Origin of the sequence: Bradyrhizobium sp. HKCCYLRH1030 (assembly GCF_051168395.1) — a bacterium.
Classification (GTDB): Bacteria; Pseudomonadota; Alphaproteobacteria; order Rhizobiales; family Xanthobacteraceae; genus Bradyrhizobium.
The window spans coordinates 122,385-139,361 of sequence record NZ_JBNPUY010000003.1; the positions used below are offsets into that span (position 1 = coordinate 122,385).

At 65.0% G+C, this 16,977-nt stretch carries 16 protein-coding genes; 9 read left to right on the forward strand and 7 right to left on the reverse strand.

Annotated features, from left to right (window positions below; all coding sequences use genetic code 11):
* Positions 1-123: 123 nt before the first annotated feature.
* The 5 genes from ACQR1E_RS10835 to ACQR1E_RS10855 all read right to left on the reverse strand — a co-directional run bounded on the left by ACQR1E_RS10835 (position 124) and on the right by ACQR1E_RS10855 (position 6,310).
* Entirely contained in the window at positions 124-1,410 is a 1,287-nt protein-coding gene (locus tag ACQR1E_RS10835; protein ID WP_315712916.1) for an ABC transporter substrate-binding protein, read from the reverse strand.
* Between the two features lie 58 nt (positions 1,411-1,468).
* Complete coding sequence (locus ACQR1E_RS10840) at positions 1,469-2,542, reverse strand: branched-chain amino acid ABC transporter permease (RefSeq protein WP_315712915.1); 1,074 nt, start codon at positions 2,540-2,542, stop codon at positions 1,469-1,471.
* A gap of 3 nt (positions 2,543-2,545) precedes the next feature.
* Positions 2,546-3,439: a branched-chain amino acid ABC transporter permease gene (locus tag ACQR1E_RS10845; RefSeq protein ID WP_316166153.1), complete on the reverse strand. Its 894-nt coding sequence runs from the start codon at positions 3,437-3,439 to the stop codon at positions 2,546-2,548.
* A 121-nt stretch (positions 3,440-3,560) separates the two neighbouring features.
* Positions 3,561-5,492 carry a long-chain fatty acid--CoA ligase gene (locus ACQR1E_RS10850; RefSeq protein WP_316166155.1) on the reverse strand — a complete coding sequence of 644 codons (1,932 nt, stop codon included), beginning with the start codon at positions 5,490-5,492 and terminating at the stop codon, positions 3,561-3,563.
* A complete protein-coding gene (locus ACQR1E_RS10855) occupies positions 5,489-6,310 on the reverse strand; it encodes an ABC transporter ATP-binding protein (protein ID WP_315712912.1) in 822 nt (273 codons plus the stop codon). The genes ACQR1E_RS10850 and ACQR1E_RS10855 overlap by 4 nt, the downstream gene beginning before the upstream one ends.
* Before the next feature lie 327 nt (positions 6,311-6,637).
* Between ACQR1E_RS10855 and ACQR1E_RS10860 the strand changes: the two genes are divergently transcribed.
* From ACQR1E_RS10860 to fcl, 3 genes are all read left to right on the forward strand, one after another.
* The gene (locus ACQR1E_RS10860; RefSeq protein WP_315768777.1) at positions 6,638-7,312 is read left to right on the forward strand and encodes a Crp/Fnr family transcriptional regulator; all 675 of its coding nucleotides are present in this window, start codon (positions 6,638-6,640) and stop codon (positions 7,310-7,312) included.
* A 132-nt stretch (positions 7,313-7,444) separates the two neighbouring features.
* Positions 7,445-8,527, forward strand: a complete 1,083-nt coding sequence (gmd, locus tag ACQR1E_RS10865; protein WP_315768775.1) for a GDP-mannose 4,6-dehydratase — start codon at positions 7,445-7,447, stop codon at positions 8,525-8,527.
* Entirely contained in the window at positions 8,511-9,464 is a 954-nt protein-coding gene (gene fcl, locus ACQR1E_RS10870) for a GDP-L-fucose synthase (protein ID WP_315753578.1), read from the forward strand. Before gmd ends, fcl begins: the two co-directional genes overlap by 17 nt.
* Positions 9,465-9,594: 130 nt before the next feature.
* Here the strand turns inward: fcl and ACQR1E_RS10875 are convergent, their stop codons facing one another.
* Positions 9,595-10,437 carry a uroporphyrinogen-III synthase gene (locus tag ACQR1E_RS10875; RefSeq protein ID WP_315753580.1) on the reverse strand — a complete coding sequence of 281 codons (843 nt, stop codon included), beginning with the start codon at positions 10,435-10,437 and terminating at the stop codon, positions 9,595-9,597.
* Between the two features lie 155 nt (positions 10,438-10,592).
* Here ACQR1E_RS10875 and purU point away from each other — a divergent pair, with 155 nt between their 5' ends.
* The gene (purU, locus tag ACQR1E_RS10880; protein WP_434897022.1) at positions 10,593-11,456 is read left to right on the forward strand and encodes a formyltetrahydrofolate deformylase; all 864 of its coding nucleotides are present in this window, start codon (positions 10,593-10,595) and stop codon (positions 11,454-11,456) included.
* Positions 11,457-11,471: 15 nt separating this feature from the next.
* Here purU and ACQR1E_RS10885 read toward each other — a convergent pair whose 3' ends face one another.
* Positions 11,472-11,771 carry a hypothetical protein gene (locus ACQR1E_RS10885; protein ID WP_434863255.1) on the reverse strand — a complete coding sequence of 100 codons (300 nt, stop codon included), beginning with the start codon at positions 11,769-11,771 and terminating at the stop codon, positions 11,472-11,474.
* A 284-nt stretch (positions 11,772-12,055) separates the two neighbouring features.
* On the opposite strand from ACQR1E_RS10885, the gene ACQR1E_RS10890 reads away from it, so the two are divergent.
* From ACQR1E_RS10890 to ACQR1E_RS10910, 5 genes are all read left to right on the forward strand, one after another.
* Positions 12,056-13,234: an ABC transporter substrate-binding protein gene (locus ACQR1E_RS10890; RefSeq protein ID WP_315768767.1), complete on the forward strand. Its 1,179-nt coding sequence runs from the start codon at positions 12,056-12,058 to the stop codon at positions 13,232-13,234.
* A gap of 239 nt (positions 13,235-13,473) precedes the next feature.
* The gene (locus tag ACQR1E_RS10895) at positions 13,474-14,343 is read left to right on the forward strand and encodes a branched-chain amino acid ABC transporter permease (protein ID WP_315712905.1); all 870 of its coding nucleotides are present in this window, start codon (positions 13,474-13,476) and stop codon (positions 14,341-14,343) included.
* Positions 14,344-14,350: 7 nt separating this feature from the next.
* Positions 14,351-15,388, forward strand: a complete 1,038-nt coding sequence (locus ACQR1E_RS10900) for a branched-chain amino acid ABC transporter permease (RefSeq protein WP_315712904.1) — start codon at positions 14,351-14,353, stop codon at positions 15,386-15,388.
* Positions 15,385-16,131 (forward strand): ABC transporter ATP-binding protein, encoded by a 747-nt coding sequence (locus ACQR1E_RS10905; protein WP_315768765.1) that lies wholly within the window; start codon positions 15,385-15,387, stop codon positions 16,129-16,131. The genes ACQR1E_RS10900 and ACQR1E_RS10905 overlap by 4 nt, the downstream gene beginning before the upstream one ends.
* Positions 16,131-16,847 (forward strand): ABC transporter ATP-binding protein, encoded by a 717-nt coding sequence (locus ACQR1E_RS10910; RefSeq protein WP_315712901.1) that lies wholly within the window; start codon positions 16,131-16,133, stop codon positions 16,845-16,847. Before ACQR1E_RS10905 ends, ACQR1E_RS10910 begins: the two co-directional genes overlap by 1 nt.
* Positions 16,848-16,977 lie beyond the last annotated feature (130 nt).

The following is a 16,977-nucleotide window of genomic DNA, read 5'->3' on the forward strand; positions in this document are numbered from 1 at the left end:
CAGTATTCCAGAGCCGCCGATGCTCGGTGGAGAAGCCGCGGCGTACCGGATCCCCCGCTTTCGCGGGGGATGACGATGGCGTGCGGAGCGGCTGCTGAGTTGAATCAGCGGCCGCCTGGCAACTTACCAACCCGCCCATTCCGCCTTGCGCGGCAGCTCGATGGTCTTGACCTTCTCGAGCTTGATCGTGCCCTTGGCCATGAGATCGTTGAGGTCGCCATCGGTCGGGCCGGTCACCTTGGCGCGATAGAGGTCGACCTTCATCGTGCCGCGGTGATCCTTGTCGGTCCAGGTCGAGGGGCTGCAGACGCCTTCCATCCCTGCGGGCACCCAGTCCTTCTTCTGGTAGAAGCCCTTGGCGACGTTCTCGCCGGTGGCGCCGCCATTCTTCGCAGCCCACTCGATCGCCTCCTTCATGTAGAGCGACGAGCAGACCGCGGCGACATAGTGCACCGGTCGATAGACCTTGCCGGTCGGGTCGGACATCTTGGAGATCTCCTGCACCGTCTTCATGCCCGGCGCATCGCCGCCCCAGGCCACCGAGGTGCGCAGCGGAAAGACGACGCCGTCGGCGGCATCGCCCGCGGTCTTGGCGGCGTTCTCGTCCATGCCCCAGACGTTGGACAGGAATTGGACGTCGACGCCGGCATTCTTGCAGGCCTTCATCACCGAGATGTTGGAGGCCGCGGTGTTGCCCAGATAGGCGTAGTTGGCGCCGGAGCTCTTCAGGCTCAGGCACTGCGCGCTGTAGTCGCCGGGCGCCAGCGCGAACACCAGCGGCGGCAGCACCTCGAAGCCGAGCTCGGTGGCGAGCGCTTCGCCCGCGGCCTTCGGCGCGTTGGGATAGGGATGGTTGGCGCCCATGTGCACGAATTTCGGCTTGCCGGGCTTGCCCTTGGCCTTCCAATCCTCGGCCGCCCAGGTCAGCTCGGCACGCAGCGCGTCCGAGTAGCTTGGGCCGTAGAAGAAGTTGTACGGCGCGGCCTTGGCCTTGCCGCTGGTGCCTTCAGGGTCGGTCAGCGCTGCGGCGTAGGAGCCGGACATGTCAGGGATCTTGTCGTTGGCGAGGAAGCCGGTCAGCGCCTCGGTGTCCGCGGTGCCCCAGCCCATGATCGCCGCGACCTTGTTGTCCGGGGCCGACCACTTCTTGTACAGCGCGATCGCGCGCGGCACCTGGTAGCCGTAGTCGTTGCTGTCGACCGCGAGCTGCTTGCCGCCGATGCCGCCGTTCTTGTTGACCCAGGCGAAGGTGTCCATCACGGCCTGGCCATAGGGCGTGCCGACGTCGGACGTGCCGCCCGAGAGATCCTGCAGATGTCCGATTGCGATCTGCTGCGCCTGCGCCGTTGAGGCGAAGGCGCCTGCGAGCAGCGCCAGCGCCGCCGAGCCGAGCAATGATTTCATCGTCATAGTGCTTCCTCCTGTGATGCGTTCGGGCCGGATTGTCGCCGGTCCCTGTTGGTTGAGTTCAATGTGAGAACGGATAGAGCTTCCAGTATGTCTTGATCTGGCGCCAGCGATGCGCCAGCCCGTCGGGCTCGAACATCAGGAAGGCGATGATGATCAGGCCGATCGCGATCTCGCGCAAAAAAGTGATGTTGTTGTTGAGCGCGAGCGCCTTGTCGATCGCGCCGCCCTTGAGGTGGTGGCTCAGCCATTCCATCGATTCCGGCAGCAGAACGACGAATGCTGTCCCCATCAGGGTGCCCATGATCGAACCGGTGCCGCCGATGATGATCATGGCGAGAAACAGGATCGAGCGCTCGATGCCAAAGCCTTCCTGCGAGATCACCAGCTGGTAGTGCGCGTAGAGCGCGCCGGCAATGCCGGCGAAGAACGCGGCGAGGCCGAACGACAGCGTCCGGTACTTCGTCAGGTTGATGCCCATGATCTCGGCCGAGAGATAGTGGTCGCGGATTGCGATCAGCGCGCGGCCGTCGCGGGTGCGCATCAGGTTGGTGACCAGGAGGTAGCACACCACGACATAGGCCAGCACGACGTAGAAATATTGCCGGTCGCCGCGCAGCGTATAGCCGAAGATCGAGAACGGATTGGCGGAGGCCGGCACCGAGCCGCCGGAGAACCACTCGGCGCGGGAGAAGAAGTCGAGCAGGATGTATTGCGCGGCGAGGGTGGCGATGACGAGATAGAGACCCTTCAGCCGCGCCGCCGGAAGTCCGAAAATCAGCCCGACGAGTGCTGTGATCACCCCGGCGAGCGGGATCGCGAAGAACACCGGGATCGCGTAGGTGTTGTTGATATAGGCCGAGGTGAAGGCGCCGAGCAGGAAGAAGCCGGCCTGTCCGATCGAGATCTGGCCGGTGAAGCCGACCAGGATGTTGAGGCCTAGTGCGGCGATGGCGAAGATGCCGATCTGGATCGAGACCGACAGCCAGTATTCGGAGAACACCTGCGGCGCGAAGCACAGGAGGATCACGCCGGCGATCGCGAAATTGCGGCTGGTTCTGGTCGGGAAGATCGTGGTGTCGGCCGCGTAAGAGGTGCGGAAGTCGCCGGCGGGTATCGTGGAGCGCGCAACCATGATTCAGATCCGCTCGATGTCTTTGGTGCCGAACAGGCCGTAGGGCTTGATCATCAGGATGATGATCAGCACGTAGAATGGCGCGATCTCGTACAGATTGCCCCAGTGCAGATACTGGCTGTCGACATACTGCGCGATGTTCTCGAGGAGGCCGATGATGATGCCGCCGAGCACGGCGCCACCGACCGAGTCGAGGCCGCCGAGGATCGCCGCCGGAAAAACCTTGATGCCGTAGGCCGACAGGCCGGAGGAGACGCCGTTGACCACGGCGACGACAACACCGGCCACGGCCGAGACCGTTGCCGAGATGGCCCAGGCCATCGCGAACACGTTCTTGACGGAGATGCCGAGCGACTGCGCGACCTGCTGGTTGAAGGCGGTCGCCCGCATCGCCAGGCCATATTTGGAGGCCTTGAAGAACCAAGCCATGCCGAGCATCATCAGGACCGATACCACGAGGCTCATGACGTAGACCGTCTGGATTTGAAGTCCGAACAGGTCGACGGACGTGCTGGCGAACACTGGCGGGAACGGCTGGGGGTTGACGCCGAACATCCATTTCAGCGCCGCCTGAAACACGGTCGAAAGGCCGATCGTGACCATGATGACGGAGATGATCGGCTCCCCGATCATCGGACGGAGGATCACGACCTGGATCGCGATGCCGAACGCGAACATGAAGACCAGCGTCAGCGGCATGCCGACCCAGAACGGCACCTGATATTTCGTCAGCAATGCCCAGCACACCCAGGCGCCGATCAGCAGCAGCTCGCCTTGCGCGAAATTGACGACCTGGGTCGCCTTGTAGATCAGCACGAACGACATCGCGACCACGCCATAGAGCGTTCCGACGACGAGGCCGTTGACCAGGAGCTGGATGAGGAAGGCGGTGTTCATGATCGTTCTCACTCGTCACCGCCGGGCTTGACCCGGCGATCCATCGCGAAGGAGATTTTCGGAAGAGGATGGATGCGCGGGTCAAGCCCGCGCATGACGACCTCATGTGGCAGAAGGCGCATCACTCCGCGGCCTCCGCCATGGCGCCATGTCCACCCAGATCCACCACCTTCAGCGTCGTGCGGATGCGCTGGGTGGTGCCGTCCTGGAAGCGGATGACGGTATCGACGGGGATGGCAGGCTTGCCGCCATAGATGCCGTCGATGATATCGGCGTACTTCTCGTTGATGACGCTGCGACGCACCTTGCGCGTACGTGTGAGCTCGCCGTCGTCGGCGTCGAGCTCCTTGTAGAGCAGGAGGAAGCGGGCGATGCGCTGCGCCGGCGGCAGGTGGGCGTTGACGGTCTCGACCTCCTTCTGCAACAGCGCGTAGACCTCGTTGCGCGAGGCGAGATCGGAGTAGGTGGTGAACGCGATGCGGTTCTTCTCCGCCCATTTCGAGATGATCGAGTAGCGGATGCAGATCATCGCGGCGAGATGCTCGCGGCCGGCGCCGAGCACGACGGCCTCGGCAATATACGGCGAGAACTTCAGCTTGTTCTCGATATATTGCGGCGAGAAGCGTTCGCCGCGCGCGGTCTCGGCGAGATCCTTGATGCGGTCGATGACGACGAGCTGCTTCGCCTCGTTGAAATAGCCGGCGTCGCCCGAATGCATCCAGCCGTCCTTGACGTCGGCGGCCGAGGCTTCCGGGGCCTTGTAGTAGCCCAGGAACATGTTCGGATGGCGTACCAGGATCTCGCCGATCCCCTGGCTGTCGGGCTGGTCGATCTTGATCTCGATGTCCTCAGCCATCGGCACGCCCGTCGTGTCCGGATCGACCTTGTCGGCCGGGTGCAGCGTGTAGGCCCCGAGCAGCTCGGTCTGGCCGTAGAGCGTGCGCAAGGGCACGCCCATGGCGCGGAAGAACTTGAACGTGTCGGGCCCGAGCGCGGCGCCGCCGGTGGCGGCCGAGCGCAACCGGGTGAAGCCGAGCCGGTCGCGCAGTGCCCGGAACAGCAGCATGTCGGCAAGGCTCGAATGCTGGCCCCTCTCCAGCGCGGCAAGGCCGGTCGACATGCCCAGATGATACAGCCGCTGCTTCAGCGGCGAGGCGTCCATGGCGGCGGCACGGACGTCGGCCGCGATCTGCTCCCACACCCTCGGTGCGAACAGCACGAAGGTCGGCGCGATCTCGCGGAAGTCGTTCATCATCGTATCGGGCTCTTCGACGAAGTTGACCTTCATCCGGCAGAGCAGACCTTTGCCGAGCACATAGACCTGTTCCATGATCCAGGGCAGCGGCAGCACCGAGACGTATTCGTCCTCCGGTCCCTTGGGATCGAAGGCGAGATAGGTGGCGCAATGCTTGAGCACGCGCGCGGCCGAGAGCATCGCGAGCTTTGGATGCGAGGTCGTGCCCGAGGTGGTGCAGAGGATGGCGACGTCGTCGCCGACGGTTGCATCGACCATGCGGTCGTAGAGATCGGGCTCGCGCGCCGCCCGGTTGCGGCCGAGCTCGGCGAGCTTGTCCGCCGGCAGCAGCCTGGGATCGTCATATTTGCGCATGCCGCGCGGATCGGAATAGACGATGTGCTTGAGCGCCGGCACGCGCTCGGCGAGGTTGAGCAGCTTGTCGACCTGCTCCTCATCCTCAGCGAACACCAGTCGCGCCTCGCCGTAATTGAGCAGGTAGGCGGCCTCGTCGTCGAGCACGTCCCGATAGAGCCCGAGGCTCATGGCCCGGATCGCATGCGTCGCGACCTCCGCGGCAACCCAGTCCGGCCGGTTGTCGCCGATGATGCCGATCACGTCGTCCTTGCCGAGGCCGAGCTCCACCATGCCGAGCGCGAAATCGCGCACGCGCGCCTGGTAGTCGGCCCAGGTGAAGGTGCGCCACAGCCCGAGATTCTTCTCGCGCAGCGCGATCTCCGTCCCGTGCTCTTTCGCGTTCAGCCGTAGCAGCTTCGGATAGGTGTCGGCCTGCTTGACGCGACCCGCATAGTCCATCATGCCGCGTCCTCCGCGATGGACGGCGCCTCGTCGGGATCGACCAGCAGTTCGTCCTCCTCGCCGAGATAGGCACGCTTGACGTGAGGATCGGCGAGCACGGCGGCCGGGTCGCCCTCGGCGATCTTGCGGCCGAAATCGAGCACCATGACGCGATGGGAGATGTCCATGACCACGCCCATGTCGTGTTCGATCATCACGACCGTCATGCCGAATTCCTCGTTGAGGTCGACGATGTAGCGCGCCATGTCCTCCTTTTCCTCGAAGTTCATGCCGGCCATCGGCTCGTCGAGGAGGATCAGATGCGGCTCCAGCGCCATGGCGCGCGCCAGTTCGACGCGCTTGCGCAAACCGTAGGAGAGGGTGCCGGCGGGCGCCTTGCGCACCGACTGCAGGTCGAGAAAGTCGATGATCTGCTCGACCTTCTCGCGATGCTTCAGCTCCTCGCGCCGCGCGCCGGTGAGCCAATACAGAGAGCCGGTGAGGAAATTGTTCTTCAGCAGGTGATGGCGCCCGACCATGATGTTGTCGAGCACGCTCATGTGGTGGAACAGCGCGAGGTTCTGGAAGGTGCGGCCGATGCCGATGTTGGCGCGCGCGCTCGGCGGCAGGCCGGTGATGTCGCGGCCGCGATGGAACAGGCGGCCTTCGGTCGGCTTGTAGCGGCCGGAGATGCAGTTGACGATCGAGGTCTTGCCGGCGCCGTTGGGGCCGATGATCGAGAACAACTCGCCCTCGCGCACGCCGAAGCTGACGTCGGTCAGGGCTCGCACCCCACCGAAACGCAGCGACACTCCGCGCGCTTCCAACGTATAGTCCAAGTCGTCCTCCCGAACTGTCTTCGGCGCTTGGTGCGCTCTTCAGGCATCGTGTCGTGCGACGTTGAGTTCGTCGCATTGGTGCAATCCTATCCCGGGCATCGGTTCCGCGCCATCCGACGAATGACGGGCCGCCCGGGCGGGCGCATTTTGCCGCATCTCGATGCGCCTCGTCCGTGTCCAGAGGCGCGAGTCGAAGACGGTGGTCCTCGATAGGGGAAAGCGCTATCAGGAATTGTCTTGCGCCTGACAATTCCCAGGCAAAATTCACTGCAGGATTGTTGCGATGCAATATGGTCGCCGCGAGCTTCGACGAGACGAGATGCCGGCTTGATCTCTCCCGATACCCTTCTGCGCATCGCGCCCTGGTCCCGCCATCTGAAGCCCGAGGAAATCGACACGGCTGCGGCCGGCATCGTCGAGCGGTCGTTTGCGGCCAACGAGCACATCTTCCTTCGCGGCGACCAATTCGACTACTGGACCGGGATCGTCACCGGTCTCGCGCGGATGAGCACGGTGTCGCGCGGCGGCAAGGCGACGACATTCGCCGGCATGTCGGCGGGCGCCTGGTTCGGCGAGGGCAGCGTGCTGAAGAACGAGCCGCGCCGCTATGACGTCGTGGCGCTGCGCGATACGCGCGTCGCGCTGATGGAGCGGCCGACCTTCATGTGGCTGTTCGAGAACAGCGTCGGCTTCAACCGATTCCTCGTCACCCAGCTCAACGAGCGGCTCGGCCAGTTCATCGGCCTGGTCGAGGTCGGCCGCACGCTGGATGCGACAGCGCGGCTCGCCCGCAGCATCGCTTCGCTGTTCAACCCGATCCTCTACCCGAATACGACCCGTCACCTGGAGATCACCCAGGAGGAGATCGGAGCGCTCTCGGGCCTGTCGCGGCAGAATGCAAACCAATGCCTGAAGACGCTGGAGCGCGAAGGCTTGCTGCGCGTGGAATATGGCGGAGTGACGGTCATCGATCTCGACCGCCTGCGCTGTTACGGGGATTAGATTCCGCTTTTCGCAGGCCCCTTCAGGGTCTATCCGGCGCTGGTTCGTCGTTGAGCTTGACCCGCGGCCTCGGCTGTGGACTGCTCACCGGGAACTCCGGCCTTGAAGGGCCGAGACGGTGTTGGAGTGAGCATGGCGGGGAAGGACTGCAGCGGCCGCGTGGCGCTGATCACGGGCGTCACGGGCCAGGACGGCGCGTATCTGGCCGAATATCTGCTCGGTCTCGGCTACACGGTGCACGGGATCAAGCGGCGGTCATCGTCCTTCAATACCGCGCGGATCGACCATCTCTACCAGGATCCGCACGAAGGCAACGTGCCGTTCCTGCTGCACTACGGCGACATGACCGATTCCACCAACCTGATCCGGCTGGTGCAGCAGATCCGCCCCGACGAGATCTACAATCTCGCCGCCCAGAGCCACGTCGGCGTCAGCTTCGAGAGTCCGGAATACACCGCCAATGCCGACGCGCTCGGGGTTCTGCGCTTGTTGGAAGCCATTCGCATTCTCGGAATGGAGAAGCAGACGCGGTTCTACCAGGCCTCGACCTCGGAGCTGTACGGCCTGGTCCAGGAGATCCCGCAACGGGAGACCACGCCGTTCTATCCGCGCTCGCCCTATGGCTGCGCCAAGCTCTACGGCTACTGGATCACGGTGAACTATCGCGAGGCCTACGGGATGTTCGCCTGCAACGGCATCCTGTTCAACCACGAGAGCCCGATCCGTGGCGAGACCTTCGTGACCCGCAAGATCACCCGCGGCGTCGCCCGCATCGAAACCGGCCTGGAGGAGACGATCTATCTCGGCAATCTCGAGGCCAAACGCGACTGGGGCCATGCGCGCGACTATGTCGAGGGCATGCATCGCATCCTGCAGGCCGATACGCCCGACGATTTCGTACTGGCGACCGGTGAGACCCATTCGGTGCGCGAACTGGTCGAACTCGCCTTCGCCGAGGTCGGTCGCCGCATCGAATGGCGCGGCGAGGGGGTCGAGGAGACCGGGATCGACGCCAAATCCGGCAAGGCGGTGGTGCGGATCGACCCGACCTATTTCCGCCCGACCGAGGTCGACCTCTTGATCGGCGATTGCAGCAAGGCGCGCGACAAGCTCGGATGGAAACCAAGGACGAGCTTCGCCCAACTGGTCAAGGAGATGGTCGCCAGCGATCTGTGCGCCGCGCGGCGGGAGGCGAGCAGTGGCCACGCCGTTTGATCTCCGCGGCAAGCGTGTCTTCGTCGCCGGCCATCGCGGGATGGTCGGCAGCGCGCTGGTGCGGCGGTTGGCGAGCGAAGGCGTCGAGTTGCTCACGGTGCCGCGTGGCGAGGTCGATCTGCGCGACCAGGCGGCGGTGTTCGCATGGTTCGCGCGCGCCAGGCCGCAGGTCGTGTTCCTCGCTGCGGCGAAGGTCGGCGGCATCGTCGCCAACAACACGCTGCGCGCCGAGTTCATCTACGACAACATTGCCATTGCTGCCAATGTCATCCACGCCGCGCATGTGAACGGCGCCGAGAAGCTGATGTTTCTCGGTTCCTCCTGCATCTATCCGAAGCTTGCCGCGCAGCCACTGCGCGAGGACGCCATGCTGACCGGGCCGCTGGAGCCGACCAACGAGCCCTATGCGATCGCCAAGATCGCCGGCATCAAGATGGTCGAGGCCTATCGCAGCCAGTACGGCGCCGACTTCATCAACGTGATGCCGACCAATCTCTATGGTCCCGGCGACAACTACCATCCTGAATACAGCCACGTGGTCGCGGCGCTGATCCGCCGTTTCCACGAGGCCAGGCTCGCCGATGCGCCCGAGGTGGTCGTCTGGGGCACGGGAACGCCGCGGCGCGAATTCCTCTATGTCGACGACATGGCGGATGCCTGCGTGCACCTGATGAAGACCTATTCCGACGCCGGGCTGGTCAACATCGGCACCGGCGAGGACATCACGATTGCCGATTTCGCCCGTGTGGTCGCGGCAACGGTCGGCTATCAGGGACGGATCAGCTTCGACACCTCGCGGCCAGACGGCACGCCGCGCAAGCTGCTCGACGTGTCGCGCCTCGCCGCGCTCGGCTGGCGCGCGACGACGTCGCTGAAGGACGGCATCGCGCGCGCGTATCAAGCGTTCCTGCAGGAGAGGGGGCACGCGCAAGCGTAACCCTCCGCTGTCGTCCCGGCCTTGAGCCGCGACCCATAACCACCGAATGCTGTGAGACGCGCGGAATGTGCCGTTTGCCCATGTCAGACATCACGCGGTACGGGTCCCGGCGTTCGCCGGGACGACACCATTAGTTTGGTGAAGCGCGTGGCACTTTCACGCCCAGCGCCGTGGCCATCGCCGAAATCAGCGGCTTCATGAAATAGGCCTCGCCCGCCGGCGTGATCGACGGCGCCAGCCCATGCGCAGCCAGCTCCTCCGTCACCACGGGCCCGACCGAGGCGATCTGCGTGCGTGCCAGCCCCTCGCGCAGGCGTGCCTCGACGCCGTGCGCCCTGGCCACGTCGAACAGCCGCCGCGGCTGGCCGGAGCTCGTCAGCGCGATCGCATCGACCTTGCCGGCGATCATCTCGTCGATCGCGGTGAGGATGTTCGCATCCGCCGCCTTGGCGTCATAGACGTAGGGCAGCACGGGATCGACCTCGGCGCCCGCGGCCTTGATGGCGCCGATCAGTGCCGAATGGTCCTTGTCGGGATAGAGCTGCAGGCCGAGCCGATGACCCTGGAGATCGTAGCGCGACAGCAGCTCAGCCACGCCTTCGGATGTCGGCTTCTCGGTCGTGACCTGCGGCTCGAGCCCGAGCTCGCGCAAAGCGCGACCCGGCTTCGGGCCACGGGTGAACTTGCGTGTTTTGCCGAGCGCGGCGATGAACTCCGCTTGGAGGCCGATCCGGCGCACCACGGTCATCAGCCGCCGCAGGCCTTCGCCGGTCATCAGCACCACGTCATCGAACGGCCGCTCGATGCAGCGGCGGATCCAGGCCTCGATCGGCACCGGGTCCGGCGCATCCTCGATCGTGAACATCGGACATTGCAGCACGTCGGCGCCCTGCTCGGCGAGCAGTCGCGAGAACTGCGCCTCCTCGCGGGTTTCCAGGATCAGGATGCGGTTGCCGGTCAGCCTGTCAGCCATGGCGATGCTCGAAGTTTGAGAGTTGATGTTTTGTTCATCCTGCCCCCGCGCCGGGCGTTGGCGCAAGCGCGCGGAGGGTGGTAGAGCAGGGCCCGAACGGGCGCCAAGCCTGCCGCATCATTCCCCTCATATCATCCGCCCGGTACGTCATCGCCATGTCCGACCACCAATATGTCCTGACCCTGTCCTGCCCGGATCGTCCCGGGATCGTCTCGGCCGTTTCGACCTTCCTCGCCCACAATGGCCAGAACATTCTCGATGCCCAGCAGTTCGGCGACTTCGAGACGGGTCACTTCTTCATGCGGGTGGTGTTCACGGCCGCCGATCTCGCCGTCAACCTGCCGGCGCTGCAGACCGGCTTCGCCGCGATCGCCGAGCGCTTTGCGATGGACTGGCAGATGCGCGACCGCGCCGGGCAGCGCCGGGTGATGCTGCTGGTGTCGAAGTTCGACCATTGTCTGGTCGACATCCTCTATCGCTGGCGCACCCGCGACCTCGCGATGATTCCGACCGCCATCGTCTCCAACCATCCGCGCGAGACCTATGCCGGGCTCGATTTCGGCGACATTCCGTTCCACCACATGCCCGTCACCAAGGACACCAAGCGCGACCAGGAGCAGGCGATCCTGAAGCTGGTCGAGGAGACCAGGACCGATCTCGTCGTGCTGGCGCGCTACATGCAGATCCTGTCTGACGAGATGTCCGCCAGCCTGTCGGGCCGCTGCATCAACATCCATCATTCGTTCCTGCCAGGCTTCAAGGGCGCCAAACCCTACCACCAGGCCTATGAGCGCGGCGTCAAGCTGATCGGTGCGACCGCCCATTACGTCACCCGCGATCTCGACGAGGGCCCGATCATCGACCAGGACGTCGAGCGCATCAGCCATCGCGACACTCCCGACGATCTCGTGCGCAAGGGCCGCGACATCGAGCGGCGCGTGTTGGCACGGGCGATCCGCTATCACCTGGAGGACCGTGTCATCCTCAACGGCCGCAAGACCGTCGTCTTCATGGATTGATGTCGTCACCGCTTGTCAGCGGCCGGGGACGGTCGCCTGCGCGTTGGCATTGGACTGCGTCTCCTTGTCGCGTTCGGCGGCCGGCATCTGCCGCTGCCGCTCGCGCTCCTGCATGAACCGGTCGTATTCGGCGGTGCCCGGCCGGGGTGGCGCGTCGGCCGGCAGGCCGCCGGCCCATTGCGGCATCAGATCGCCCATCCCCGCGCCGACCTTCTCATTGATCGACGAGCAGCCGGAAAGGATCGGCCCGGCCATGGCGAGAAGCATCATCGCGGCCGGAAACAGTCTGGTCCGGTGGGGGTGTCTGGCCGGCATTGATGGGTGACCTTTCGTGCTGCGGGCGACCCGCGGCCTGGACCCTAACGACTTGCCATCAATTGGCAAAATTTGGCCGTTCGATGATTTAGGTATTAATATACCAATCACGGATTGGTGGTCCGTTGCGGAAACCTACCGTTCACGAAGCCTCCCATGATCGCCATTGACAACGGGGTCCCGAGTCCGCAGCGATGCGCCCGCGATATCGTGAACGAGATCGCACGGTTAAGACAACAATGGCCGGGGGCTGCGGTCCTGATCCGACCAGGGAGGTAGTTTCAATGTTCGTGCGAAGCAAGACACTGACGCTCGCCAGTGCGGCTCTTGCCGCGGCTGCGCTCGCGTCGGGTGCGGCGCGGGCCGAAGACGTATTCAAGATCGGCCTGATCGTGCCGATGACCGGCGGCCAGGCGTCGACCGGCAAGCAGATCGACAATGCGATCAAGCTGTACATGCAGCAGAACGGCGACACCGTCGCCGGCAAGAAGATCCAGGTCATCCTCAAGGACGACGCGGCGCTGCCCGACAATACCAAGCGTCTGGCGCAGGAACTGATCGTCAACGACAAGGTCAACGTGATCGCCGGCTTTGGCGTGACGCCGGCGGCCTTCGCCGCCGCGCCGCTCGCCACCCAGGGCAAGATCCCGGAAGTCGTCATGGCGGCCGGCACCTCCATCATCACCGAGAAGTCGCCCTACATCGTCCGTACCAGCTTCACGCTGCCGCAGTCCTCCACCATCATCGGCGACTGGGCGGTCAAGAACGGCATCAAGAAGGTCGCCACGCTGACCTCGGACTACGCGCCCGGCAACGACGCGCTGGCCTCGTTCAAGGAGCATTTCACCGCTGGCGGTGGCGAGATCGTCGAGGAAATCAAGGTTCCGCTGGCGAACCCCGACTTCGCTCCCTTCCTGCAGCGCATGAAGGACGCCAAGCCGGACGCCATGTTCGTGTTCGTGCCGGCCGGCCAGGGCGGCAACTTCATGAAACAATATGCCGAGCGCGGCCTCGACAAGAGCGGCATCAAGGTGATCGGACCGGGTGACGTCACCGACGACGACCTGCTCAACGACATGGGTGACGCCGTGCTCGGCGCCGTCACTGCGCACATCTATTCGGCGGCGCATCCGTCGGCGAAGAACAAGGAGTTCGTCGCGGCCTATAAGAAGGCGTTCAACAGCCGTCCAGGCTTCATGGCGGTCGGCGGCTACGACGGCATCCATCTGATCTACGAGGCGCTGAAGAAGACCGGTGGCAAGACCGACGGCGATTCCCTGATTGCTGCGATGAAGGGCATGGCCTGGGAGAGCCCGCGCGGTCCCATCTCGATCGATCCGGAGACGCGCGACATCGTTCAGAACGTCTACATCCGCAAGGTCGAGAAGGTCGACGGCGAGCTCTACAACGTCGAGTTCCAGACCTTCGACGCCGTCAAGGATCCGGGCAAGGCCAAGAAGTGACGCGATAGGCGTCATCGAGGGACGCGCGAGGACCGTGCGCTCCCTCCCCCGCCCGCGGGGGAGGGCTGGGGAGGGGGCACCCCACGGCACACGCGTCATGTGGAGAGATTTCCCCCACCCGGATCACATCGTTCCGATGCGATCCGACCTCCCCCGCAAGCGGGAGAGGCGCAGACCGAGCAAGCGTTGTATGCATGCCCTTCGGATGAAGGGATGACCGGGGACTGAAACTAGACTCAATGACCGCCATCCTCACCAACCTGTTCGACGGCGTCGCCTACGGCATGCTGCTGTTCGTGCTGGCCTGCGGGCTCGCCGTGACGCTCGGCCTGATGAACTTCGTCAACCTCGCCCATGGCGCCTTCGCCATGGCCGGCGGCTATGTCTGCGCCGTGCTCGTCAACCGGATGGGATGGCCGTTCTTCGCGGCGCTGCCGCTGGCCTTCGTCGCGAGCGCCATGATCGGCGCGCTGCTGGAGCGGACGCTCTATCAGCATCTCTATGCGCGCAGCCATCTCGACCAGGTGCTGTTCTCGATCGGGCTCGTCTTCATGACGGTGGCCGCGGTCGACTACATCATGGGCTCCTCGCGAATCTTCATCAATCTGCCCGACGTGCTGCAGGGCCAGTTCGACGTCTTCGGCGTTGGCATCGGCCGCTATCGGCTGATGATCATCGTGATCTGCGGGCTGCTCACGGTGGGGCTGCAGCTGGTGCTCTCCAAGACTCGGTTCGGCAGCCGACTGCGCGCCGCCGTCGATGATCCCCGCGCGGCGAGCGGCCTCGGCATCAACGTGCCGCAGGTGTTCGCCTTCACCTTCGCGTTCGGCTGCGGGCTCGCTGGCCTGGGCGGCGCGCTCAGCGCCGAGATTCTCGGCCTCGATCCGTACTTCCCGCTGAAGTTCATGATCTACTTCCTGATCGTGGTCACCGTGGGCGGCTCGTCCTCGATCACCGGGCCGTTCCTGGCCTCGCTGCTGCTCGGCATCGGCGACGTCGCCGGCAAATACTACGTGCCGAAGCTCGGCCCCTTCGTCATCTACACCATCATGATCGTGATCCTGATCTGGCGTCCGAACGGCCTGTTCGGTCGCACGGCGACGCGGTGAGGATCGCATGACCACGAACGCACAAGCCGAGGTCGGATTTCACGCCAGGCAGCATGGCCGCTGGCACTGGAGCGAGTTCGCCTTCTGGATCGTCGTGCTGGCGGTTGGCCTCGCGTTTCCCTCGCGCTACCTGATCATGACCGAGATCCTGCGGCTGGCGTTGTTCGCGCTGTCGCTCGACCTGATCCTCGGCTATGCCGGCATCGTCTCGCTCGGCCACGCCGCCTTCTTCGGCGTCGGAGCCTATTGCGCGGGCCTGCTCTCGGTGCACGGCATCATCAACGAGCCGGTGCTGGCGCTGATCGTGGCCGGCCTCGCCGCCACCGTGCTTGGCTTCGCCACCAGCTTCCTGGTCATCCGCGGCGTCGACCTGACGCGGCTGATGGTGACGCTCGGCATCGCGCTGTTGATGGAGGCGCTGGCGGAGCGCTTCTCCAACATCACCGGCGGTACCGACGGTCTCCAGGGCATCGACATCCAGCCGATCTTCGGCGTGTTCGCCTTCGACATGTTCGGCAGGACCGGCTTCTTCTATTCGCTTGCGGTGCTGTTCGTGCTGTTCCTGCTGGCGCGGACCATCGTACACTCGCCGTTCGGCTTGTCGCTGCGCGCGATCAAGAACAATCCGTTGCGCGCGGCCGCTGTCGGCATTCCCGTCAACAAACGCCTGATCGCGATCTACACCGTCGCGGCGTTCTATGCCGGCATTGCGGGGGCGCTGTTCACCCAGACCACGGCGCTCGCCTCGCTGGACGTGTTCGCGTTCGAGCGCTCGGCCGATCTGGTGCTGATGCTGGTCATCGGCGGCTCCGGCTATCTCTATGGCGGGCTGATCGGCGCCGCCGTGTTCCGGATGTTGCAGGAACTGTTCCAGTGGATCACGCCGCAGTACTGGATGTTCTGGATCGGCCTCGTGCTGGTCGTCATCGTGCTGGTCGGCCGCCACCGCATCCACGCCTATGCGCTGTGGCTGCCCAACCTCGTCCTGCGCCAGATCGCCGGCCGCAAGGCCGCGGTGGCCCTCACCGATAACGAGGCGCCATGACCTACGCATTGGAAACCCGCGGCCTCGACAAGCATTTCGGCGGCCTTCACGTCACCCGCGACCTGTCGCTGCAGATCGCGCCCGGCGCGCGCCACGCGCTGATCGGTCCGAACGGCGCCGGCAAGACCACGGTCATCAATCAGCTCACAGGCGTGCTGGAGCCGAGCGCGGGCCGCATCCTGCTCGAAGGCCAGGACATCACCGATCTGCCGGTGCACAAGCGCGTGCTGCGCGGCCTGTCGCGCACCTTCCAGATCAACCAGCTGTATCCCGACCTGACGCCGTTGGAGACCATCGGGCTTGCGGTCTCCGAGCGGCTCGGCGGCGGCGGCAATTGGTGGCGGCGCATGGGCACGCGCGACGACATCAATGCCGAGATCGCCGAGACGCTCGAGCGCTTCCGGCTGCTCGACGTGATGAACGACCGCACCTCGACCTTGCCCTATGGCAAGCAGCGCCTGCTGGAGATCGCGGTCGCGATCGCCGCCAAGCCCCGCGTGCTGCTGCTCGACGAGCCCGCCGCCGGCGTGCCCGAGGGCGAGCGCAAGGACATCCTCGCCGCCGTCGCCGCGCTGCCGCGCGACGTCACGGTGCTGCTGATCGAGCACGACATGGACCTCGTCTTCTCCTTCGCCGACCGCATCTCGGTTCTGGTCTCCGGCGCTCTGCTGGTTGAAGGCACGCCCGACGAGGTTGCGCGTGATCCGCAGGTCAAGGCGGTCTACCTCGGCGAGGCCGCGTGATGACCGATCTGCTCGCGATTGAAAATCTTCGCGCCGGCTACGGCCAGGCGGTCGTGCTGCCGAACATGTCGCTCAAGCTGCCCGAGGGCCAGGTGCTGGCGCTGCTCGGCCGCAACGGCACTGGCAAGACCACGTTGATCAACTCCATCGTCGGCGTCACCCGCCGCTTCTCCGGCAAGCTCGCGCTCGCCGGCACCGACATCACGGCTCTTCGCGCCGACCAGCGCGCCCGCGCCGGCATCGGCTGGGTGCCGCAGGAGCGCAACATCTTCCGCTCGCTCACGGTGGAGGAGAACATGACGGCGGTGGCGCAGCCGGGACCCTGGACGATCGAGCGCGTCTACCAGATGTTTCCGCGGCTCAAGGAGCGACGCAACAATTTCGGCAATCAGCTCTCCGGCGGCGAGCAGCAGATGCTGGCGATCGGCCGCGCGCTCACCCTGAATCCCAAGGTGCTGCTGCTCGACGAGCCGACCGAGGGCCTCGCGCCGATCATCGTCGAGGAGCTGCTGGCCGCGATCGGCACCATCAGTCGCGCCGGCGGGCTGTGCTCCGTGATCGTGGAGCAGCACGCGCAGAAGCTGCTCGCGCTGGCTGACCGCGTCGTCATCCTGGAGCGTGGCACCATCGTGCATGACGCGCCGTCGAGCGCCTTGAAGGCCGATCCGGCGCCATTGGAGCGGCACCTCGGCGTCGCGAGCGCGGCCGCGCATTGACCTGATCGTCGGGCTTGAACGCTACAGGGCGAAGCGTCATCCTTGGTTGTAGGGACGGTGTGGCTCGCGCAGTCAGCGTGAAGGCCATGCCGGAAGATCCGGCGGTATGGTGCGGCCGCCGTGGACACCG